Below are 24,921 nucleotides of genomic sequence, written 5' to 3' on the forward strand. Positions count from 1 at the left end.
TCAATCAAACAATAGCCACCTCTGGAATTGCACCCTGGATTTTCCCGAAAGCATCAATCAAATTCTGCAATTGTTGATCTGCTTTAAAAACTCCTAACCCGCGCACTGTAACTTTACCAGGAGAGTACACAAAGCGCGTCTTGAGATTGTCTGGTAAATTCGCCGCCAATAAATTCCAAGCGGGTTCTTCCATTGGTGTTTCTAAAACAACATGCTGCTTGTTTTCTGGTTTAATCCGGCTAAAGCCGAGTTTTTTCGCTAGCTGTTTGAGTTCCATAACTCGCAAAAGTTGATTTGCAGGGACTGGTAAACTACCATAGCGATCGCTCCATTCGGCTGCAATCTGTTTTAATTCTGATTTAGATTTAGCTGTGGCTACCGCCCGATAAGCACTCATCTTCTGATCCAAATCAGTAATATAATCTGCTGGGATAAATGCTGTCAGGTTGAGGTCAATCTGAGTATCCTCCACTTTCGGAATTTCTTGTCCTCGGATTTCCCGAATTGCTTCTTCCAGCATTTCCATGTATAAATCAAAGCCGATGGCATCCATTTGACCGGATTGTTCTGCACCAAGCAAGTTACCCACGCCTCTGATTTCCATGTCGCGCATTGATAGCTGATATCCAGAACCTAACTGAGTAAATTCCTGAATCGCTCGTAATCGTTGCCGTGCCGCATCAGATAATGCCCGTTGCTTCGGATAAAATAACCAAGCATGAGCTTGAATACCTGCACGTCCCACACGACCGCGTAATTGATACAGCTGTGCCAATCCAAAGCGGTGAGCATCTTCAATCAAAATCGTGTTGACTCGGGGAATATCTAAGCCAGATTCAATAATTGTTGTACAAACTAGGATATCTGCATCGCCATTGCTGAAGGTGAGCATGGTTGATTCTAACTCACTTTCATCCATTTGACCGTGAGCGATCGCAAACCTAGCTCCCGGTATCACTTCTCGTAAATTGGCCGTTGTCTCTTCAATTCCGTCTACTCGTGGAACTACATAAAAAACCTGTCCACCTCTGTCTAATTCTTGACGAATTGCAGTGCGGATACTTTCAGAATTTATTGGTGATAGATGGGTTTTAATCGGTCGTCTAGTTGGGGGTGGTGTGGTAATCAAACTCATTTCCCGAATTCCCGACAAGGACATATACAAAGTCCGGGGAATGGGTGTAGCTGAGAGGGTAAGCACATCCACTTGAGTTTTCAGGCTTTTAATTTTCTCTTTCTGGTTCACCCCAAAGCGCTGTTCTTCATCGACTACCAACAGTCCTAAATCCCGGAATGTCACGCCTTTACCTAAAATTTGGTGCGTACCAACCACTACATCTAATTCACCCGTTGCCAATCGCTTTTGAATATCGCGGCGTTCTTCAGCAGACCGAAAGCGGTTGAGCAAACCGACATTTACCGGGTAGGGAGCAAAACGTTCTTTGAGTGTATGGTAATGCTGTTGTGTTAAAATAGTCGTCGGCGCAAGGAGTGCCACTTGTTTCCCGGCGGTGACTGCTTTAAAAACAGCACGAATCGCCACTTCCGTCTTGCCAAAACCGACATCGCCACAAACTAAGCGATCCATTGGGCGATCGCTTTCCATGTCGCGTTTTACATCTTGAACAGCTTTGAGTTGATCCGTTGTGGGTTGGTAGGGGAAAGAATCTTCTAATTCCTCTTGCCAAGGCATATCATTTGGGAAGCTAAAACCTTGTTGTTGCGATCGCGCTGCATACAGTTTCAACAAGTCCACTGCTAACTTTTTAATCGCTTTGCGGACTTTATTCTTAGTATTTTCCCAAGCTTTGCCAGTCATCCGATTGAGTTCCGGTGCTTTATCACCTCCGGCGCGAAACCTAGATAAAGCACCTACTTGATCGGCTGCGACTCTCAATAACCCATCAGCATACTGCACCACCAAATAATCACGGGTTTCATTATTAATCGTCAAACTTTCCAGCTTGACAAATTTACCAACACCATGATTTCTATGAACCACATAATCGCCTGGACGCAGTTTATTTGGATCGACTTGTTTTGAAGTAGCTTTGTGGCGCTTGCGGATATAGCCGGGAGTCGCCAATGAATGCTGCCCAAAAAATTCCCGATCTGTAACGATTACCAATCGGTATGTAGGTAAGATAAAACCTTCTAATTCGGCTAGACCAGAATATTTTAAGGCTATGGGAGTATGGTTGATTTGCAGCTTATCTATCGCTTGGTAGTCGCGGGGATTCGGGATAAACTGAGCCGGACAGTCATGTTCTTGCAATAGTGAGACAGAACGCGAAGGTTGAGCAGAAATTAGCCAGATCGAGAAATTGCGATCGCGTTCTTGGCGGATGGTTTCAGCTAGTTTAGCAAACTGGTGCGGCGTGATTGGAACAGGTCGGCTGGCAAGATTAATCCCATCATTTTCCTCTGACAGTTCCGATAAATATAAGGTTTTAAACCTGGCAACATCAGCCAAACACTCATCAAAAGAACGGTGAATTTTCGGCAATGTTAGGGGAGTGGGGGTAGATTCTTCCCCATGCCCCATTCTCCATTGTTCCTCGGCATTTTCTACCCAGCGATCGCTATGAGCATGACACTGTTCTGGTTCATCAATGGCAATCAGGGTATTTTCTGATAAGTAGTTTAGCAGGGACGCTGGTTGCTCGAAAGCCAACCCCAAAAAGCGACGACTACCCTCCAATAATGATGAGTTCTGAGTGCTAAGTTCTGAGTCAGAATTTAACTCATAACTCATAACGCCTAACTCATAACTATTTTTCAGTGCCGCCATGACGATGGGAGCAAAGCTAGTGGGGGTAAGAATTAACTGGTCAACTTTGTCAAGGGCAGAACGTTGGGTTACTGGGTCAAATTCCCGCATTTGCTCAATTTCATCGCCAAACCATTCCAGGCGGACTGGAAACTCAGATGAAACTGGGTACACATCAACAATATCGCCCCGCCGGCTCCACTGTCCTTCTGTTTCCACCAGAGGTACTCGTTCGTACCCTAAAATAGTTATTTTCTCACTGAAGGCATTCAAGTCTAATTCCATCCCCCGCTTCAAGGTAAGACAGAATTGCCCAAAAGCTTCTGGTGGAGGTAAGTGGGGTTGCAGCGCCCCTTGAGTAGCCACAATCGCCAAGGGTCGCTTCGCTCCGGTACTGGGGATTAGGAATTGGGGCTTGGGAACAGACAAGGGAGTAACTTTTTCAATAATTTCCTCTTGTCCTCCTAGTCCCCAGTCCCTAGTCCCCAGCTTTCTATCCCTCATGCCCAAATCTGCCAATACCTGCATTTGCCCCCAACTCATCTCAGTTTCCGGGTCAAAAGGTTCGTAGGGAGAAGCCTCAGAGGTGGGGTAAAAATGTACTGTTTGCCATCCCATTGCCTCCAGTTGTGCGTAAATGCGTCCAGCTTCTTCCAGAGTGGCACAAACCACAAACAAATCCTTGCCCATAGCCTGTGCCAATGCCGAAGCCACCAAACCCTTGGGTAGTCGAGGAACGCCATTTAACCGCAATTCCTGTTGTCGGTTTAGCTTAGAAATAAATTCAGTGGTGAGGGGCGATCGCGCTAAGGCACGCACAATAGAAGAAAATGACATAAGTACTACTAGCGGTGGAAGTCTTTGTGGATCGGAAAATCTTGAGGCAGTTTATCTCAACTATTTTAAAAGTGTTAACAGCCTTCTTATTCTTTCGCTGGAAGAATAATGCACGGAAACTAATAAACTTAAGAACTATAACTATTATTTTGTGTACAGTAAAAGCATTTATAGAAGCACCTTTAATACTAGATACTAGGTATTGAGCTACGTTCGCTCTGATAAGCGGCAATTTTAAACATGTCCTCCATAAATTTTGAAATTTTAATCATTTTGGTGCTAATTATTGCCAACGGTCTGTTTTCGATGTCTGAGATGGCGATTGTCTCGGCACGGAAAGTTAGGCTACAACAGCTTGCTAATCAAGGAGATGCCAAGGCAAAGGCAGCATTGAAACTAGCTGAGTCTCCAAATCATTTTCTGTCAACCGTGCAAGTGGGTATTTCCTTGATCGGTATCCTGACTGGTGCTTTTGGAGGAGCAACAATTGCCAACCGACTGGCAATCTATGTAAAACTTGTGCCCTTGTTAGCACCTTATAGTCAACCGCTATCATTTGGAATAGTGGTTTTGATCATTACCTATTTGTCACTGATTGTTGGCGAATTGGTACCAAAGCGTTTGGCATTAAACAACCCAGAAAGGATTGCATCGATTGTAGCGATTCCTATGCAAGCTTTGGCGGCGATCGCTTCTCCTGTAGTCTATCTCTTAAGCGCTTCTACAGATTTGATCCTGCGAGTACTGGGAATTACAGCTTCTACCGAGCCGCAAGTCACCGAAGAAGAAATTAAAATTTTAATTGAGCAAGGCACTGAGGCGGGAACCTTTGAGGAAGCTGAACAGGATATGGTGGAGCGAGTTTTTCGTTTAGGCGATCGCCCTGTCAGCTACTTAATGACGCCCCGTCCTGATATTGTCTGGCTAGACTTGGATGACACTGCCGAAGAAAATCGCCAAAAAATGGATGATAGTGCCTATTCTCGGTATCCAGTTTGTCAGGGAGGACTTGACAATGTGCTGGGTGTTATGCCTGTGACCGACTTATTAGCCAGGAGTTTTCGAGGAGAAGCACTAGATTTAACAGTGGGATTGCGACAGCCCGTATTCGTGCCAGAAAGCACTCGTGGTTTGAAAGTTTTGGAATTGTTCAAGCAAACGATTACTCACATGGCGCTAGTAGTCGATGAATACGGCGTGATTCAAGGATTAGTCACTCTCAACGACATCATGAGCGAAATCGTGGGTGATGTTCCTTCAACAGATGGGCAAGATCAACCACAAGCGGTGCAACGCGAAGACGGTTCCTGGCTTTTGGATGGGATGTTACCTGTAGAGGAGTTTTTAGAACTGTTCGGTATGGAAGAGTGGCAATCGGAAGAAAGTGGCAGCTATCAAACCTTAGGTGGTTTTGTCATCACCCATTTAGGCCGTATTCCTGCCGCAGCAGATTATTTTGAATGGCAAAGTATGCGAATAGAAGTGATGGATATGGATGGTAACCGCGTTGATAAGGTGTTAGTCGTACCAAAGGGAATTAAATCACCGGATACAAAAAAATCTGATTAGCACCGCCAGGCAAAAGTCAAAAAGCTTATTGGGCATTGGGCATTGATAATTATTGTTTACTATTTCCCATGTACCACACCCAATGCTTTATTTATGCAATTTGTCAAGTTTTAGATAGACGTTGGACAGCCTCACCCGCCAACAACTGATGTGCTTGTGCCAAAACTTGGGGGATTTTATCGGCGTGGGGACTGCGGGCGAGACATTGCCGCAAGTCTAATTCATCTAGCCGATCGGCTTTGTTACCGGGGAACCAGTGACTGGCATTACCAAGCAGGTTATAGCGCATTTTGGCATAGTCTACCAGATCGTAGGCGATCGCTAAATTTTGCAGCCACAAAATTACCTGAATATTTACCTGACCAGGGGTTTCCTCAAAAGTTGGTAAATTTGTCTGCCAGGATTGTACCCAATCTTTTCCTAAAATAGCGATCGCTTCTGACTCCAACCTTGCTAAAATTGGCGGTAAAATTTCTGATGCCCGATCTACTAACTCTAAAGTCTTCAGGTGTTCATCAAAATCTTGCGGTTTTGCTGCTCCCACACTCAGAGTATGCACCTCTTGATGACTCAAACAAAACAAATCATTAAACACCATTGGACTCAACGGGGCGCAAAGATTTACTAATTTTTGTGGTGGTTTATATAACAAACCTCCTTTATCAGATGGGCTAATAATAAACACCCCCATATCCTGGCGTTTAGCTGCTTTGATTGCCGCCCAATTCCATTGATTAATGTAGTACCAATGCAGGTTCACATAATCAAATAGATTGGTATTAATTGTCTGCACAATCATATCTGTTGAGCCGTGTGTGGAAAAGCCAATAAATCTAACTTTTCCCTCTGCTTGCAACTGCTGTGCTACTTCCAAACAGCCACCGGAACGGATGCTGTAGTCTAATGACTCAGCATGATTGATGCCATGCAACCCTAAAAGGTCAACATAATCTAACTGGAGATTTTGCAATGATTGTTCAAATGTATCGCGGAATTCTTTTGCATCTGCCTTTGGATTTATTTTGGTCTGAACAATCAACTTTTCGCGGGGAAATTTAGGTAGAACTCTTCCCAATTGCATTTCGGAAGTGCCATAACCACGAGCAGTTTCAATATGATTAATCCCAACCTCAACTGCCTTTCTAATAGTCGCTTCCAGATTTGCCTGGTTATCAGCAGGAATTTCATGATTGGGAATATCCTCCCATTTGAAGTGATATCTCATGCCACCGCAGGAAAACACTGGCATCTGTAATTCTGTGCGTCCAAATCGTCTATATAGCATCAGTAGATTGTGAATTGCTTGCCATTAATTTTTTGGAGACTGCGCTTGGATTAAGCAATTTCTCAATGTATTGGCTAACACCTGTACATGCGGCTCATTAAGTAGGCCAAGGTGAGATCCGGGAATATAATGGATATCTAATCCTTCAGTAACTAGGTCGCCCCAGCCGAATTGAGGATCGTATTGTGTACCTATAGCTTCATCCCGATTTTGATCTTCCGTTCGCAACAGGATAGCTCGACCAGGGTAAACTGGGAAAATATATTCACTAACGGCTTGAGTGTTAGCATCTATAATTTTTAAATGCTTGTCACTTATAGGTATATCTAATGCCACTTCCAAGTAACGGTCGTATGTATTTTGCAGAAGAGACTTACGCCAATAACTCCATCTCACAACCCTTTGCCAAAGGTAGGCTGGCCCTTGTTGAACGATATTATTTAAATGCAAGAAAACTCGTTGGAAAAATGAAGCCCGCCAGCTATAACCTGGACGGCAACTATCAAGCATAACTAGAATACCAACTTGTTCGCCTTGCTCTAGCAGTTGTCTAGCCATCTCGAAAGCAACTACACCTCCAAAAGAATAACCACCCAGAAAATAAGGGCCATTGGGCTGAAAGGTCTTAATTTCTTGAATGTAGTGAGTTGCCATGTCTTCAATCCGTGTATGGAAAGGATGTTTTCCATCTAGCCCTTGTGGTTGTAGTCCGTAGAATGGTTGGTCTGGCCCGAGATGCTGTGCCAATTCACGGAAACACAAGACTTCTCCACCCAGTCCGTGAATACAGAAAAAAGGTGGCTTGGAACCATTGGGTTGAATTTCTACCAAGGATGACCAAGTAGTTCTTGATTTGTCTAAGGTATTTACTAAAGTCTTGTTTGCTGCTAAATCTTCTTGGCAGATTATTTGGGCTAAAGCCTCTATAGTTCCTGACTGGAAGAGAATGGCAAGGGGCAGATTTTTCTGAAATGTCTTCTCAATTTGCCAAAACAGTTTTGCTGCTAATATGGAGTGTCCTCCAAGCTCAAAGAAGTTATCCTTGACGCCAATGGGCTGTATACCTAAAGTTTGTTCCCAAATCTCTATTAGCTGGCGTTCCACTTCATTGCGGGGAGCAACAAAGGTGACTTCCAATTCTTGCTTTGATAAGTCAGGTGCTGGTAAGGCCCGGCGGTCTACCTTGCCGTTGGGGGTTAAAGGCATGGTGTCCAGCAAGACGAAAGCCGAAGGAAGCATGTACTGTGGAAGCTTTGTTAAAAGGAAGCTCCGTATGTCACTAATTGTAGATGCCCAGTCTTGATTCGGGATAATGTAAGCTACTAAACGTAGATCGCCAGGAACATCTTTACGGGCAATTACTACAGTTTGGAGTACATGGGGGTGTTGGGCTAATACCGTCTCAATTTCCCCTAGCTCAATGCGTATCCCACGGATCTTGACTTGATCATCTCGGCGACCGAGAATTTCCAGAGAGCCATCTGGACGATAGCAACCGCGATCGCCTGTATAATAAAGCCAATCTCGTTCGTCATTCCGAAAAAGGTTTTTGACAAACCGAGAACGGTTTTCTTGTTGAGCATTTATGTAACCCAAAGTGCAAAATGGCGTTCTCATCACGATCTCACCTGGTTCACCAATGCCACACAGCTGGTTATTCGGTGTTAAAATTAGTGCTTGGGTTTCAGGAAGCGGCAATCCTACTGGCTGTACCCCTGGTGTACACTCCACGGGTATTTTATAATAGCACTTCGCCAAAGTTGTCTCTGTCGGCCCATAGAGATTGACAATTTCACCTGATTCTGGAAAAGCATCCCGCCAGCGATATATCAGTGTCTCCTTGAGAGGTTCTCCAGCAAAGAACAACCAGCGTAAGTTACGTAGAGAGACTCCTGACGGCACATTAGCTAACCATGATTGCGCCAGCGATGGAACTGTGTGCAGCACAGAAATTTGCTCATGTTCCAAGTAATTGAGAATTTTAGTTGGTTCTAGGTTATGCCCTTCTTCTGGCAAACACAGGGTTGCACCACTAGTCAAAGGTAAGAAGATATCTCTGAGAACTACATCAAAGGAAAGACCTGTTAATTGGGCTACCCGGTCTTGCTGACCAATTTCAAATGTCTGCCTCTGCCAGTTAAGAAAATGCGCCATCCCTTTGTGACATCCCAGCACTCCCTTGGGTATACCTGTGGTGCCAGAAGTAAAGAAAATATAAGCTGGATCGTCGGCAGTGATTTCAGGCAAGTTTATTGCTTTACTGCTGTCTTGGAGGAAATTTATCGCTTCTCCTGTGTCTGGGTTTACACTGATGATTGTTAAAGATTTGTATATTTCTTTGATTTGTGGAAACTGATTATCAATATATAATATATATTTAGCTTTAGCTTCCTTTAGCATGAGCAGGTGGCGATCGCTAGGAAGTTTTGGATCGAGAGTCAGTAGAACACCGCCACTCAAAAGTACAGCGTTCATACTCGCAATCAGTGCAAAGCTTCGTGTCCCGAATACGGCTACAACATCTCCTTGTTGGACTTTGTTGGATAATAAAACCTGTGCTAAAGCTTGAGCGCTTTTGCCCAATTCCCCATAGTTCCAAATGCGAGAACCTTGACGCAGTGCCGAATGTTCTGGGGTGCGATTTACCCAAGAGGTAAACATTGTTGTTACCAATTCGTACCCAGGTTCTGGCAAAACCGCCCTTGGTTCTGGTAGCAAAGTTCGCGCTTCTGGTGTCACAAGAGAATACAAACTAATCTGGCTATCCGAAGTAGCAACAATTTGATTCAACAAATGATGAAATTGATGCAGCATTTCCATCATCCGCTCTGAAGCAAACAGATCGGTGTTGTAGACTAAATCAAGTTGGATTCCCTGATTTTTTTCTGTTACATATAAGGTTAAGTCGAACTTAGAAGCTGTTTCTAACATCGAAACTGGTTCTATCGCCACCCCAGGTAGTTCCAGTTGGATATCCTTTAAATTGAGCATATTAAACCACACTTGAAACAGTGGGTTACGACTGGTATCTCGCTCTGGTTGCAGTTCTTCTACCAGTTTCTCAAAGGGCATATCTTGATGGGCATAAGCACCTAATGCCATCTGGCGAACTCGATTCAGCACTGAACGAAAACTAGGGTTGCCGGAAAAATCAATCCGTAAAACGACGGTATTAATAAAAAATCCAATTAGCCCTTCAATTTCAGAACGGTTACGTCCAGCAATGGGAGAACCGATGAGAATATCTTCTTGCCCACTGTAGCGGTGCAGGATTGTCCCAAAGGCTGCCAGCAAGGTCATGAATAGGGTAACACCTTCCTGACGTGAGAGTTCTATGAGCGATGCACTCAGGGTTTGAGGTATAATCAGGGATTGGGCCGCCCCTTGGTAAGTTTGCACTGGTGGCCGTGGCCTGTCGGTAGGCAATTCCAGTACAGTATTAGCACCTGCTAACTGGGTTTTCCAGTAGTTTATTTGACTGGAGAGGACTTCACCCGATAGCCATTGGTGCTGCCAGATAGCAAAATCAGCATACTGAATCGGTAATTTTGCCAGAGGAGAAGGCTTACCGCTCAATAAAGCTTCATAAAGGGATGCTAACTGCTGCCAGAGAATGCCCATTGACCAGCCATCTGAAGCGATGTGGTGCATCACCAACAAAAGTATCTGTTGCTGTTCGTCTATCTGGAGCAAGCAAGCTCGCAACATTAAGTCAGATTCTAAGTTAAAGGGGCGTTGCGACTCTTGATTTAGTAAAGATTGTACCTGCTCCTGTGTTACTTTAATTATTTTGAGTTCAACTGGCCGGGGCTTACCAATAACTTGTATGGGACTACCATCCGGTGATGTAATAAAGTTTGTTCGCAGTGCTTCGTGATGGATGACGATGGCATTTAGTGCTTGTTGCAATATACTCGCCCTGAACTCGCCTGTTAAACGCAGTGCATTGGAGATGATATAAGCTGGGCTATTAGGTTCCAACTGCTCCAAAAACCACACTCGCTGCTGGGCAAAGGATAAAGGGACTGACTCGCGGTTGGCTATTAAGGGAATTGTCTGGTTTTGGAGGTCATTTTCTGTAATCTGGGTTTGAGCGTTCCCGCTTCGGGTTGCCGTAGGCATGGCTTGAGCTAAACTAGCGATCGTTGGATTCTCAAATAGGATTTGCAACGGCATTTCTATTTGAAAAGCTTGGCGAACCCTAGACATGACTTGAGTCGCCAGCAGTGAATGGCCTCCCAATTCAAAAAAATTGTCATGAATCCCTACTTGTTCCAAACGCAAAACTTTTACCCAGATGCTAGCTAAGACTTCTTCTGTAGCATTCTGTGGTGGGATAAAGTTAGTTGATAGAGCAAGATCAGATGTATGCGGTGCAGGTAAAGCGCGGCGGTCTATTTTGCCATTGGGGTTTAATGGCAGGTTGTCCAAAAAGACAAAAGAGGCAGGCACCATATATTCAGGCAACCGACCTTGCAAAAAGCGACGCAATTCAACCTGACTAGGAATTTGCTCTGGGTTGGCAATAATATATGCTACTAGTTGCTTGTTACCAGGAACATCCTCTCTAGCTATGACTAGAGTCTCTGTTAGTGATGGATGTTGTCTTAATATCGCTTCAATTTCTCCCAATTCAATTCGGAAGCCACGAATTTTCACTTGGTAGTCAATACGACCAAGGAACTCGATATTACCATCTGGTAAAAAACGTGCCAAATCTCCAGTTTTGTAAAGACGTGCCCCCACTTCAGAGCTAAAAGGGTGGAAAATGAACTTCTCTCTGGTTAATTCTGGACGGTTAAGATAGCCTCGCGCTAGACCAATTCCGCCAATATACAGTTCACCTGATTCACCAACAGGCACAGGCTGCAAATTTTCATCAAGGATGTAAATCTCTGCATTAGTAATGGGGCGACCAATGGGAGCTATGGTATAATTAGTGCCGCGCTGACAAGTCCAGAAAGTGGCATCAATAGAAGCTTCTGTCGGACCATAGCAATTATGGAAAACATTGTCCAAATTCAGTTGGGCAAAGAAGTGTTCTATGAGTTCGCTCGGTAAAGCTTCACCACCGCAGGTAATATGCCTAAGAAATCGGCAATTTTCTATTCCCTTCTCTTGCAGTAAGACACGTAGTATAGAAGGTACTAAAGCCAAGACAGTGATTTGCTGCTCAATAATCACCTTCACAAGGTAAGCAGTATCTTGCTGTCCACCAGGGCGAGCCAGGATCAATTGCCCTCCAAAACACAATGGCCAGAATATCTGCCACACTGAGGGGTCGAAGCTAAAAGAAATAGTCAGTAAAACTTTATCTGCTGGAGTTAATTTAAAGTTTGTTTGCCGCCAGTATAGTTGATTGCAGATACCACGATGAGGGATCATTACACCTTTGGGCTGTCCTGTAGAACCAGATGTGTAGATTACGTAGATCAGGTTATCAATCGTCGTTTGATTTACAGGATTTTCTTGGCTGTTTTGGGTGTTACCTTGCCAATTTGAATCTAGACAAACCACTTGTGCCTGATGCAGTGGTAAGTTCTTGACCAATTTTTCTTGGGTCAACAATACTGGTGTCTGGGTATCTGATAAAATGAAGGTTAAACGCTCTGCGGGATATGCCGGATCTAAAGGCACATAAGCGCCTCCAGCTTTGAGAATACCCAGTATTCCTACGATCATCTCCAAAGAGCGCTCCAAGCAAATCCCCACAAGTACTTCAGGCCCAACTCCCAAAGTACGTAGGTAATGCGCTAGTTGATTCGCCCGCTTATTTAACTGTTGATAAGTAAGTTGTATATCGTCAAATGCTACAGCAATTGCTTGAGGTGATCGCTCTACTTGCCTCTCAAACATCTGATGAATGCACAGATCGCGATCAACTACTTGAGTCTCATTACATCCCTCTATAATTTGAGTACCGATGATGTGAGTTAAAGTATTTAAAGGAATATTTTGCTTATACTCTGAAGTCTGGCTATTTATCTGCATTTTTTATATATCAACTCCATAAACAAATGCGATTTTTTTAATTTATTATTTATTGTAAGTGTTTTTATACAAAATTATCTGTGATTCTGCACATTAAGAAATGCCCTCAGGATAGAAGCCTAGCCAGGCTCAAGGATAATCCGGGGCGCTAAATGTTTCTGAGTTGCATACCCAGGCTAATTATCTGCATCTTCAAACATAATTAATGCCTAAAACTCTAGCTAATCGATAATTTATTAAACATAATAGTCAAGATTTTACCAAACATTTTATTTTTAGCTAAAACTTTAAAACGCATTTAAATTTAAGAACCTGTCGGATTTACAATATTGAGGTACAGTCAGGAAAAGCATTTAATTTCCAGATTTTCGTTTTTCTATGATTATCTATATGATGGTTCAAATACAATGACTGAAAAAACTTTATCTTTTTATACGAAAATTTGCTAAAGGAAAAAATAATTATTACCAAATCTTCATTGTGTTTATTCAAATGTAAAAATAGTGTAAAGTCAAAAAATTGATTCTCTATCAGTAGGGAAAAATGTTTATAATGCAGATATGACAAGACTCACAGATATCTAACACTGATGATATTGTTGATATTACTTTATAACCAATTCTCTTAGAGATGCCGATGAAACTAACTCAAGCTCAACCACCACGAAAAGTTTTGTAAAGTTTTGTAACTATAATCAAATTTTTGATGCATTTTGTTATATGTTATGTGTGTAAGTTTTGTTAATCAGTAATTATGCGTAAACAAACAGACAACTTCTAAGCAAGGCTGAATTAGTCTAGCTAAATATGCTACAGTAATTTCCAAAGACATATATTGTCTAATAAAAGTGGAAATCTGCAATGGAACTGTAGTAACTCAGTTCAACTGTTACGCAACTTAAAAATCCTTCCTAATATTTTTACCTGACCTACTTGATTATTTACGTCAGGGATTTTATTCAACTATTAAGTTAACTCACCAAAAAATCCTTTTTCGCATCTAAAGCTCAAAATTTCCAGGCTAAACTAGATTCTACCTTGCAACAAAAGCTAAGTATCTAGGTAGTAACCGCACTCAAACTGACCCTGGAAGATGCTTTTGATCAAGAATTTAAAGCTATTGCAAAAATGCTTAATTATTAGGCTACAAAGTCCAGGTTTCTTTGAAAGAAAAATGTGAGATACCCCACTGCTTTAATATCAGCTTTCATCAAATTTTAACTACACCAAGTCTTTATAACTATGAGTAATCAAAGCATTACAACAAGTAAATTCAATGAAGTGCCTTTAGATTTACGTGCATCTTCATTTACCAGAGTCCGCAAGGGTTCGTGGTGGTTGAGATTAACAACATTGTTTTTAGTAGACTATACTCTTTTATCATTAGCTTGGATTTTAGCTGGATATCAATCTTTTAATGGAAATTTTACTTCGTACATACAGAGCCATTATTTGCCGATTTTAATAACTATTGCGATTCAAATAGGCTCATTAGCTATCGAGGGTATTTATCGGGAAGGTCAAAAACGTTATGACTATTTCAATATCACAAAATCGCTAACTTTTGCTCATGGATTAATACTTCTAGTTTGTCTTTTATATAAGCCAGTCATTGATATTACAAGCCCAAAATTAATATTATTGTCTTGGATACTAAGTATTTTATTTGTTTGTACTGGTAGATATGCTATAAATATTACGCTTGAATATTTGCGTAAACAGAAAAAAATAGTTCGTTCTTCTGTGTTTATTATTTGTGATTCTCAAGAGCATGAGCAGATAGCTAGCTTTATAAAAAAAGAAAAACATTATATTGTATCTGGAACTGCTAAAGCTAATTCATTAGATAGATATCAACGTCAAAAAACATTGAATCAACTTAATGAATTAGGCGTGACAGAAGTGTTTATATCTTGGGATGCTCTAAAAAATAGAATGTTTTTATGCTGGTTATTTCAAGCATCAGGCATCCAAGTTCATATTTTGCCGATGGAATTAAAACCAATTTATAAAAATATAGAATTTAATAAAATAGGGGGAATGCCTTGTCTGAGTTTGGATTGTCCAATAATTACAGGGAAGGATTTTTGGATAAAGCGTAGTTGTGATTTTTGCTTTGCAACTTTATTTGTAATGTTATCATTCCCTATTTATATAGCTATAGCTATAGCTATCAAACTAGACTCTCCCGGTACAGTATTTTACAAACAAACCCGTATAGGTTTACATGGGCAACAATTTAAAGTATGGAAGTTCAGAACTATGAGGTCTGATGCAGAAAAATTCCAGAAAGAATTAGAAGCATTAAATGAAACGAAAGATGGGATTATCTTTAAAATTAAAGATGATCCTCGCATTACCCGTGTAGGAAAATTTCTTCGACGTTATAGCTTAGACGAATTACCTCAACTGTTTAACGTTATTTTTGGAGAAATGAGTATAGTAGGACCTCGCCCTTTACCTATTAGAGATGTAGATAAGTTTTCTGAGCATCATTTTATTCGCCATGAAGTTTTACCTGGTATTACAGGTCTTTGGCAAGTCTCAGGTCGCTCGGATATTTTAGACTTTGAACAAGTGATAAATCTTGATCTTAACTACATCGAAAATTGGTCGCTTCGCCTAGATTTTGAAATCCTACTCAAAACAGTTATGGTAGTTTTGAAAAAAGAAGGTGCTTACTAAAATTAGAAAAACAAAATAATAGCAGACAGCAATAATTATAGTATTTACATATTGATACAATTATTGCTGTTTTCAATGGAGTTTCTGTTTATCACGCATTAAATTTAAATTTTCTAGTTTCTTGAGTGATTAACTACCTACTTAAGAGTGATAAAAAGTTTTGCGTTTAGTACTCAATCTTCTAATGATATATCAAAAAAAAGTGAGGTTCTGAGATATATAGATATTGGCAATTCAAAATGAGTGAATTAAGGTGAATTAATAATTTAATAATGGTAGAAAAGTACAAATTCATAAGTAATTCCCTCTCAATGATAGTCAATCGGTTAGCGCAAAGCTTAACAGCTTTTGTATTAACCGCAGCTATTGCTCGTAATCTAGGAGCTGAAGCTATAGGTAGGTATTTACTAGCCTATAGCTACTACTTTATCTTTGTGGGCATTGCTTCACAAGGGTTAAAAATATTGTTTACAAGAGAACTAGCCCGTGAACCACAAAAAACATCAGTTTATTTGGTGAGTGGTACTTGCTTACAGTTAATATTTAGTTTGCTCAGTTATGGCGCATTAGTAAGTGTAGTATTTTTACTTCCCTATAGTTCCAAAACCTCGACTCTTTGCTACATAATGGGCTTAACGATAATTCCCTTTGCACTTTCCAACGTAACAGAGGCAATTTTTCAAGCTAAAGAAAAAATGCATTTGATTGCCATTGCCACAGTCCCAGTGTATGTATTACGTCTCATAATAATGATCTGGGCGATGCACCTGAAGTATGGAATTGAAAGTTTGGCAGGGATACTATTTTTTTCGGAAACATTAATTCTCGTAATTGAATGGATTATAATCACACAGTTAATCAAAATACAATGGCAGATTGATAAAGATTTTGTCTGGAATACAATTAAAATTTCACAGACATTTTTTGCTATTGAAGCAATAGCTGTAATCAGTAGTAGAATTGAAATTTTGATTCTTTCATTGTTAGGAAATGAATTTTTAGTAGGTCTTTTCGGTGCAATACTACAATTAATACAACCATTTTTAATTATTGCCAACAGTATAACTGTAGCAATGTTTCCGAGACTCTCTAAAGTAGTAGATGAAGGACGGGAAAAGCAGCAACAAATCACTGAAAGCTTTATTGAAATTTTGCTAGCGATGGGATTACCGTTATTCCTGGGATTATTATTTTTTGGCAAAAATTTACTAATCTTTATTTATGATTCTAGCTTTGCTCAAGGAAGTTTAGCTCTTAGTATAAGCGCTATATCACTGCTTTTATTGCCCTTCATACGCACACTTTGCTCTTTACTTGTAGCCAACCATTTTGAGATAATAAACCTACGTGAACAGTTTATTACAACTACATTAGGAGGCTTAGGAGGTGTAGTATTAGTTTCGCGATATCAGTTAGTAGGTGCAGCTATAATGGCATTGCTAATGACTATTCTTGCCTTTAGCCAGTATCTTTATTTCACTTATACTCTTCTATTTCCATTAAATTTATGGCGAGTTATTCGCCGTCCTATAATGATAAGCACTTTGATGATAGTTGTATTCTCGATTTTAAAAAAAATAAATTTAGACTTTTTATCCACTCTAATTAGTGCAATTTTTTTATATATTTTATTTGTTAGTTTTTTAAGTATTCATGCTTTAGGTGGAATTAATGTTGTTAAGGAAAAGTTTTTAAAAATAAGGACAAAGTTTTAATGGTTAACCGTACTTATAAAACATTAAACTAGCAATATTAAAATAACTAAAGCAATGAATACTGAATATCTTCAAGCAGAAAAATCAACAACCAAAAAATTAGCAATGGTAAATGAAAGTAACCAAATAATAGTAAGCGTTGTGATTCCTACACGCAATAGACCACAAATTGTTGCTAGAGGTGTCAAAACTGCATTAGCTCAAACGTTTCAATCAATTGAAGTGATTGTAATAATAGACGGTCCCGATCAGGAAACAGTCAATGTACTATCTCAGATAGTCGATTCAAGATTAAGAGTGATAGAACTATCAAAAAATGTTGGACCATCAGGAGCTAGAAATACTGGTGTGAGAGAAGCTAAAGGCAGTTGGATAGCCTTTTTAGATGATGATGATGAATGGCTTCCACAAAAATTGGAGCGTCAACTTGAAGTAGCAAATAATTCTCATTATAATTTTCCAGTTGTCGCCAGTCGTTTCATTTCCCAGACTGCAAAAGGTGAGTTTATTCGTCCGATAAGGCTACCTAACCTCTCTGAACCTCTAAGCGAATATCTCTTTGCGCGTAACTCCTTTTTTAAAGAAGAGGGCTGCATACAAACCTCAACTATTTTTGTAAAAAAAGAGTTAATGCAAAAGATGCCTCTGGAAGAAAAATTTTACAGACATGAAGATTGGGAGTGGTTGCTTCGAGTTACTGCTATCGAAGGTGTAGGAGTAGAGTTTGTGCCTGAGCCTATGGCTATCTGGCATTCAGAGATGGGAATCAAGCGCTTAAGCAACATCAACGACTGGCAATATTCCTTGGATTGGATTCGTTCCACCCGCAATTTAGTAACACCAAAGGCTTATTCAGGCTTCATTGCAACCATGATCACTCCTTCTGCGTCCTCAGTAGGTGATTGGAAAGCCTTTTTTCCTTTGTTGTGGGAAGCTATACGCTGCGGGAAGCCCCGCCCGATTGATATATGTTTGTACTTAATTATGTGGCTGTTCCCTCAGCAGTTGAGGCAAAAAGTTAGCTCTATTTTGACTAAAAAGTTCAAAAAATAAGAGGCTTTTCACAAAAGAAAAGTAGGGGCAGAAGATAAAACTTACAAAAAACCTTGAAGCGTGAATTTAAAGATTACCAAAAAAAGGAGTTCTGGGCATAGCCATAGTGCTAGATACAAAACGTCTGTAGTTAAATTACATGTTTTTAAACTTAGGTAACTTCTGTCTTCGGGTTAAATGAAAAAATGTCAATCACAAAAATACAGTTATCTCCTCAAACCTAAGGGAATAGATGTAGTTAAGTTTTTTCTAAATAAATGGAGACTATTAATCAAAATTTTGTGACTTGTTTAATATATATACGATGATATTTACACATGAGAAAACATGAAAAAGTTTCTAATTTCTGCTGAAAAATTATTTACAATCATTTGTTTGATGATCTATTCAGGAACTCCACTAGATCCATTGATATCGAATGGCTTTACCATCAAAGAAGGTGATAAATTCATAGGTCGATTCCTTTTCACTTGTACATATATATTTAGCATTTCCTTAATTACTCTACGTTGGAAGAAGGTTGCTCACATCTTTAGCAAAGATAAATTGATTTGGCTATTGCTCGGAGTTTGTGCACTTTCTAGTTTTTGGTCTTTAGATTCAGATACTACTATACGTCGTGCTTTAGGTCTGGCAGGAACAATGTTATTTGGTCTTTATTTAGCTTCACGCTATACCTTAAAAGAACAACTGAAGTTATGTGCATACGTGCTTGGAATCTCAGCAGTAATGTGTTTCTTGTTTGGTTTATTAATTCCACAATATGGTATTGCAGGCGGTGTTGATACAGGTTCTTGGCGAGGAATATACGCACAGAAGAATATTCTTGGTACAAGATTTGTACTTGGTGGAGCAATATTTTTCTTTCTTGCCATGACTAATCGAGAAAATCTGCGGGTTTTATGGCTTGGCTATTTTAGTTCTGGATTACTTATATTATTATCAAAATCAGCAACATCCCTTGGTAACTTTATGATTATTCCAGTTACTTTTTTTATATATTCTCGAGTTTTACATTTAAAATATAAAGTAATGATACCTATTGTAACGTTGATGACAATAGTTGGTATAGGTCTTTATACTTTATTTGTCTCCCAAGCCGATACAATTTTAGGTACCGTAGGTAAGGACACAACACTCACTGGGCGTTCAGAACTATGGCCTGCTGTGTTAGACATGATTGCTAAAAAACCATGGCTAGGATATGGCTATGCAGCATTCTGGCAAGGCAATAGTGAAGCTTCTGTTATTGTACAAACCGTACAATGGAATGCTCCTAATGCTCACAATGGTTTTTTGGATGTCTTATTAGATTTGGGTGTATTAGGAATTTCGATTTTTATAATTGGGTTTGTTCTTAATTTTTTAAGAGGGATATATTTAATCCGGTGGAATCAAACAGATGAAAGTTTATGGCTCTTAATTTATCTAACTTATGTTATTCTTGCAAATTTAACTGAAAGCACATTATTAAATCAAAATAGTTTGGAATGGATACTTTATGTATCAGCAATATTATCAAGCAAAGCTTCTACAAGTAAAAATTTGTCAAAATACAATTCATAGGCTGACTCGATATCAAGAGAAATTTAAGGAGCGTTTTGAATTTAAAAAAAAAAATCGCTAATTTATGATTCTTTCCTTAATATTTAAAATAAAAGATAGACCAAGTATTCAAAAATTACACAATGTATCGAACTAATAGTCTCAAGATTATATGCTCGCATTAAGTTAGTTCTAGCTGATTCCAATATAGTAATATTTTCGATTAAAATAAACTTTCATAGCTGAACCAGAGAGAATTGATTATCTTCTCACATGACATAGAAGCTGAAGGGTGACGCAGAATGGAGAAGAGCGTTGAGTGGCAATATCAATCTATAAAACTGTTTGAGGCTTATGATAAGATTTAGCAAAGCTAGTAATCACTTGAAATTTCGGATGAAAACTAAATTTGTAACTTAGATAGTTTATACTATTGTCAGATTGTCAAACAGATCAGTCTTGTCAATTGCGGTGGTTTGTGCATTCTCTAAGTCAATTTTTAGTTTCTTGCTTAAAACCTGTACTTTTGAAGATTTATGTCAGAAAAATCTATGGAATCTAGAGAATCTATCGATTTAGACCTTAGTCGTTACTTATTGATATTAAAACGATGGTGGCTACCTGCTACTGCGATATTTGCAGCTACAGTTACGCTCAGTGCTATAGCTACACAATTTATGAAGCCATCGTATCAAGCTGAAGGAAAACTATTATTTAGTATTCCTTCTTTTAAAGTAGTAGGCTCTAATCTTTTTCCTACTAACGCTGAAGGAGGAGATCCAGGAGATTTAAAATCCCTGCTAGCAACTCAAAATCCTATAAACACTCAAATAGAAGTTATTTCTTCACCTAGTATATTGCAGCGAACAATAGACAAACTAGGGCTTAAAGACAATGAAGGTAAACCTATAGAGGTAGAGAAACTACGGAAAGATGTGACCTTGAAAATAGTTAATGGCACAGATGTAGTGCGAATTAACTATACCAGCCATGACCCTGAACAATCAGCAGCAGTAGTCAACACAATCATGAATCTTTATTTAGAAAATGATATTTTGACAAATCGCTCTGAAGCAGCAGCAACTCGTCAATTTATGGCCAAGCAGCTTCCTAAAACTCAAGAGGCTGTTAATAATGCAGAAGTAGCCCTACGTATATTTAAACAGAAGCATCAGATAGCTGATTTATCAGAGGAGACAAGGTCAGCCGTTGAAACTATTGGAAATCTAGATAATGAGATGAATACTGTTAAGGCTCAACTGGATGAGGTAAACGCTCAAACCAATGAACTGCGCCAGAAAGTAGAGCTAAATTCTCAAGAAGCGATCGCTGTAAGCGCCCTCAGTCAGTCACCTGCAGTACAGGGAGTTCTTACCCAACTTCAAGATACTGACCGACAGCTAGCGATAGAGCGTAGCCGTTTTCTAGATGACAACCCCGTAGTTATTAACTTAGAAGCTAAGAAAGCTAGCTTAAAATCTCTTCTGCAACAGCAAATTGGTCAGACTGTTGGTAATCAAACACCAATTCCCCAGAGCCTATTGCAGATTGGAGAGCTTAGACAAAGTCTGATCCAAAATTTTCTGCAATCAGAAATACAGCGCTATGGTTTAGCTAAAAGACTCTCCTCTCTATCTAATTCCCGTTCTGCCTACGAGCAGCGAGTGAAAACTATACCCCAATTAGCACAAAATCAGCGGGAGTTAGAACGCAAAGTTGAAGTTGCAGAATCTACATATCAAACTCTTTTGAAAAAGGTTCAAGAATTACAGTTAGTTGAGAATACAAATACAGCCAGTTCGCGGATTATTGTTCCGGCTTTAGTGCCAGATAAGCCAGTAATAATCAAAAAAATTATCGTTTTATTGCTAGGAGTGATGTTTGGTTTATTCTTGGCTACTACAACTGTTCTCTTCCTAAGCATGAGAGATAGATCTTTGAAAACACTTAAGGAAGTCAGAGATGTATTTAGATATACCTTACTGGGAATTATTCCTTCGTCTAGTAAAAAGGTTCGCTCTCGTGAATCAAATGTAGAACCAAAAATTGCTGTGAGAGATACGCCTTACTCTTTAACTAGCGAAATGTACCGAATGATTCAAGCCAATCTGAAATTCCTAAGTTCAGATAAAGTACTCAAAACTATCGTGGTAACTAGCGCAGTTCCTAAAGAAGGTAAGTCTACAGTTTCAGCTAATTTGGCAGCAGCGATCGCTCAACTAGGGCGTAAAGTTTTATTAATTGATGCAGATATGCGAATTCCTTCTCAGCATCATCTTTGGCAGCTAACCAATGCAGTTGGTTTGAGTGAGGTTCTTGTAGGTCAGGCTGAATTTGACATTACTGTATCTAGGGTAATGGATAATCTTGATGTCTTAACTGCTGGGGTTAGACCTCCCAACCCACTGGCTTTGCTTGACTCGAAACGGATGGCATCATTAATTGAAAATTTTTCATCTCAATATAACTATGATTTTGTAATTATTGATGCTCCTCCTCTGCTTTTGGCAGCCGATGCTTTGACTTTAAGCCAAATGACTGACGGGATATTGTTAGTAGCTCGACCTGGGGTAATTGATTCTAACAGTGCTAACGCTGCTCAAGAAATGTTAGAAAGATCCAATTACAACGTACTAGGCTTAGTCGTGAATGGAATCGTTGATAAAAATGAATCTAGTAGTTATTTATATCACGATCATGAATATTTTAAACCAACAAAGTTGCCAAAAGAGTTTCAGGGACTTGCAAAAAAATAAAACTTTCAAAGGTTAGGAATTACTCCAATATTTAATCAACCACAATCCTAATCCATGTGACTGAAGAGGCAGGGAAGCAGGGAAAACTTCTTGCTGTTAAAAAATATTTAAATTACCCTGCCACAGAGGTTTTAGAGCAAATAAATTTATTTATGCCTAACAATAAAAATAATTATTTTCGCGATGTAAGTTACTCATATCTTGGACTTGATACAAATAATCAGTATTAACCGAAAACAATAAAATAAAAGTAACATCTAAAAATGGAGATTATCTTTTATTACTGATATAATCAGCTACATTTTTTTCTAATATTTACAAATGATATATATAGAACTCATATCTGATTTTTGAACAAGATTTCAAAGAAAACCCTGATCAAACGGGCTTTTCAGTCTTAGTATCTTTTCAAAAATCAAATCGGAGTATTATACAAAAATTGGAATAATGTCAAACTAATTCGCAATGGGCTACGCCCCTCTACGCTAACGCAATTTCTTTCCCCACACATATTTACAGATGATTTATAAATATTGAAAAAATACTTCAGGTACTAATTTGAATTCTCTAGATTTCAAGCGAAATATATCTATCCATAAAGCTCTATGTTTATGATTTGATAATTCTGAAAAAACTAAACTTTCTAGTTGGTAAAATTTGGAATCAGCAAAGTCACATTGATAAAGCTGAATAATTTCATGACCTTGCCTACCATTAAATGTAAACAGGTTTTCTATACAACCTAAATATTTAATATTCGTTAAGTCTGCTTGAATTTCCTCTTGAAACTCCCGTTCTAAGGCGGCATGACTGGTTTCGCCAAATTCAACACCACCGCCCAAAGCACGATAAAATGTTTCTTGCTTTACAGGATCGTAGCCTTCAGAAAGAAATATACGTTCGCCATCCCGAATTAGCCCTAAGGCTATTACCCGAATTTCACCTGCTTTATTCATTTTTTTTGTAACTAATTATCGTAAATAGACTGAGGATGACTTTCGCTACCTTCAATAGGCCAATCTGGATTTTCGCCACCGATGTACAATTCTTCAATGGTGACATATTCTTGACTTAGCTGGGTGAGGGCGTTGATTAAAATATCCAAAGCGATCGCATCACTGGTTCCTAAGTCAAACCAACAACGCCCCCACTGTCCCTCATATTCAAACTCACCGATGTTATGCATCAGTGCTAGTAGGCTTTTATCATACCCTTCCTCATCATAATTCATGTAACTGATATCGAGTCCAGTTTCCTGCACCTGAAGATTCTCTGCATTAAATGCACCCAATTTACCCAGATAAAACCAGGAATTGAAAACTTCTTCTACATACTGCTTTTCACGCGCAGAAGGATTTGTGCTGAATTTTAGCCAAATCCACATATCAAAAGGATTAATTTCACGGAACTGAATTTGCATTTTGGTCTAGTATCTCAATTACTGTTCTGCAAATAAGCATATCAAAATGGGGAATGGGGCATGGAGCATGGGGAATAGTGAATAGAGAAAAAACTTAATCGCCAATGCTCAATGCCCAATTCCTAATTATTCAGGATTCTTTAGGCTAACAGCACTGCTGCGTTCACGCTCAATTTGTTTGACTAAATCGCCTGGGAGTTGAGATTTTTTAGTCAATGCTTTGTCAAAATTAGTGATCGCTTCTTCGATCATTTGCTGGCTTTTTTCTTTTTGCCCCAGTTTTTTAAGGATTTGGGCTTTGAGATAATAAATTTCTGGATTATCGGATGTGGTCTTAATTGCCCGGTTGACATACTCTAGCGCCTGTGGATACCGTTTTAAATCCCGGTAAGCAAGAGCAATACCCCGATCTACTAGATACCCAGGAGCAGCATTTTGTTCTAAGCGTCCAATTGCTTGATCTGGGCTAGCAAATGGCAAATTAACCGCCAATAATAAATCCATATAACCCTTGATTAAATTCAATTCTGGATCGTTGGCAGAAATTGCTTCAGCTTTGTCTAAATATTCATAAACTTGCCGCAACCGACTAAAGGCTTGCGGCACTCCCTTGACAGTACCCTCACGGGTGAGAATTACTGCACCCTCTAAAAAATGACCAACAGCAGTGTATAAATTGCCACGCAATGGATCGCTAGAAATTAGTTTTTGTCCAGTTTCTAGAGTTTTTTGGCTGTAAGTATCTAGTTTAGCCCAATCCTTATTTCCGTATGCTAAAGATGCGTTCATCGCATAAGCTAGAGGTTCATTTGGCTCTTTGGATAGTGCTTGTTGCAGATAACGCTTTGCTGCTGGATAATTGCCCTGTTGGAAAATCGCTTGAAAAGCGGCTTCTGTCTGGTCGCCAATTTGATGAGGTTCGCTATTGCGAAACGGATCGCCAGCGAGGGAGGGATTTACCCACAGATTAAGTGCGATCGCAGCGCCAAAAGCAGTCTGAGCAAGCTTAGTGAGTCTAGCAGACACTACTAATCGAGGCGAAGAAAACCTTTTAGTCATTTTAACCCTCAGAATATTTGCGGTTGAAATAGTTGTATGTGTTACTTAGAATGCAAAAATGGTTAATTTTTACACTGAGCGACTTGCCTTGAGCCTGTCCTGAGCGTAGCCGTAAAGCCTGCGGCATAGCTACGCTTAAGGCGCAGCCTAAGAAGAGAAGGGCGCAGTCGAAAGGAGTCGAAGTGTTAACTTGCCTCTGCTTCAACCAAAATTTTCTTATATTAAAGGTTGACTTTG

Annotated in this window: 12 protein-coding genes; 6 read left to right on the top strand and 6 right to left on the bottom strand. The window is 39.6% G+C overall.

Annotated features, from left to right (window positions below; translation table 11 throughout):
* Positions 1–4: 4 nt before the first annotated feature.
* Positions 5–3,607 (bottom strand): transcription-repair coupling factor, encoded by a 3,603-nt coding sequence (gene mfd / locus V7L20_RS30550; protein ID WP_334747662.1) that lies wholly within the window; start codon positions 3,605–3,607, stop codon positions 5–7.
* A 240-nt stretch (positions 3,608–3,847) separates the two neighbouring features.
* On the opposite strand from mfd, the gene V7L20_RS30555 reads away from it, so the two are divergent.
* Positions 3,848–5,176, top strand: a complete 1,329-nt coding sequence (locus tag V7L20_RS30555) for a hemolysin family protein (protein WP_334747663.1) — start codon at positions 3,848–3,850, stop codon at positions 5,174–5,176.
* A gap of 103 nt (positions 5,177–5,279) precedes the next feature.
* On the opposite strand, the gene V7L20_RS30560 is transcribed toward V7L20_RS30555, so the two are convergent.
* Together V7L20_RS30560 and V7L20_RS30565 are read right to left on the bottom strand one after the other, a co-directional pair.
* Positions 5,280–6,461 carry an aldo/keto reductase gene (locus tag V7L20_RS30560; protein ID WP_334747664.1) on the bottom strand — a complete coding sequence of 394 codons (1,182 nt, stop codon included), beginning with the start codon at positions 6,459–6,461 and terminating at the stop codon, positions 5,280–5,282.
* A gap of 24 nt (positions 6,462–6,485) precedes the next feature.
* Complete coding sequence (locus V7L20_RS30565; protein WP_334747665.1) at positions 6,486–12,452, bottom strand: amino acid adenylation domain-containing protein; 5,967 nt, start codon at positions 12,450–12,452, stop codon at positions 6,486–6,488.
* Positions 12,453–13,693: 1,241 nt separating this feature from the next.
* Here V7L20_RS30565 and V7L20_RS30570 point away from each other — a divergent pair.
* From V7L20_RS30570 to V7L20_RS30590, 5 genes are all read left to right on the top strand, one after another.
* A complete protein-coding gene (locus V7L20_RS30570) occupies positions 13,694–15,136 on the top strand; it encodes a sugar transferase (RefSeq protein WP_334747666.1) in 1,443 nt (480 codons plus the stop codon).
* 272 nt (positions 15,137–15,408) lie between these two features.
* A complete protein-coding gene (locus V7L20_RS30575) occupies positions 15,409–16,851 on the top strand; it encodes an oligosaccharide flippase family protein (RefSeq protein WP_334747667.1) in 1,443 nt (480 codons plus the stop codon).
* 54 nt (positions 16,852–16,905) lie between these two features.
* Positions 16,906–17,904 carry a glycosyltransferase family 2 protein gene (locus V7L20_RS30580; protein ID WP_334747668.1) on the top strand — a complete coding sequence of 333 codons (999 nt, stop codon included), beginning with the start codon at positions 16,906–16,908 and terminating at the stop codon, positions 17,902–17,904.
* A gap of 327 nt (positions 17,905–18,231) precedes the next feature.
* The gene (locus V7L20_RS30585) at positions 18,232–19,470 is read left to right on the top strand and encodes an O-antigen ligase family protein (RefSeq protein ID WP_334747669.1); all 1,239 of its coding nucleotides are present in this window, start codon (positions 18,232–18,234) and stop codon (positions 19,468–19,470) included.
* A gap of 515 nt (positions 19,471–19,985) precedes the next feature.
* Positions 19,986–22,205 (top strand): GumC family protein, encoded by a 2,220-nt coding sequence (locus V7L20_RS30590; protein ID WP_334747670.1) that lies wholly within the window; start codon positions 19,986–19,988, stop codon positions 22,203–22,205.
* A 524-nt stretch (positions 22,206–22,729) separates the two neighbouring features.
* On the opposite strand, the gene V7L20_RS30595 is transcribed toward V7L20_RS30590, so the two are convergent.
* The 3 genes from V7L20_RS30595 to V7L20_RS30605 all read right to left on the bottom strand — a co-directional run bounded on the left by V7L20_RS30595 (position 22,730) and on the right by V7L20_RS30605 (position 24,684).
* Entirely contained in the window at positions 22,730–23,161 is a 432-nt protein-coding gene (locus V7L20_RS30595) for an NUDIX hydrolase (RefSeq protein WP_334747671.1), read from the bottom strand.
* An 11-nt stretch (positions 23,162–23,172) separates the two neighbouring features.
* Positions 23,173–23,625, bottom strand: coding sequence for a DUF3531 family protein (locus tag V7L20_RS30600; protein WP_334747672.1), 453 nt, complete (start codon positions 23,623–23,625; stop codon positions 23,173–23,175).
* Between the two features lie 126 nt (positions 23,626–23,751).
* Positions 23,752–24,684 (bottom strand): Sll0314/Alr1548 family TPR repeat-containing protein, encoded by a 933-nt coding sequence (locus V7L20_RS30605; RefSeq protein WP_334747673.1) that lies wholly within the window; start codon positions 24,682–24,684, stop codon positions 23,752–23,754.
* Positions 24,685–24,921 lie beyond the last annotated feature (237 nt).

Source organism: Nostoc sp., assembly GCF_036916735.1.
Classification (GTDB): domain Bacteria; phylum Cyanobacteriota; class Cyanobacteriia; order Cyanobacteriales; family Nostocaceae; genus Nostoc.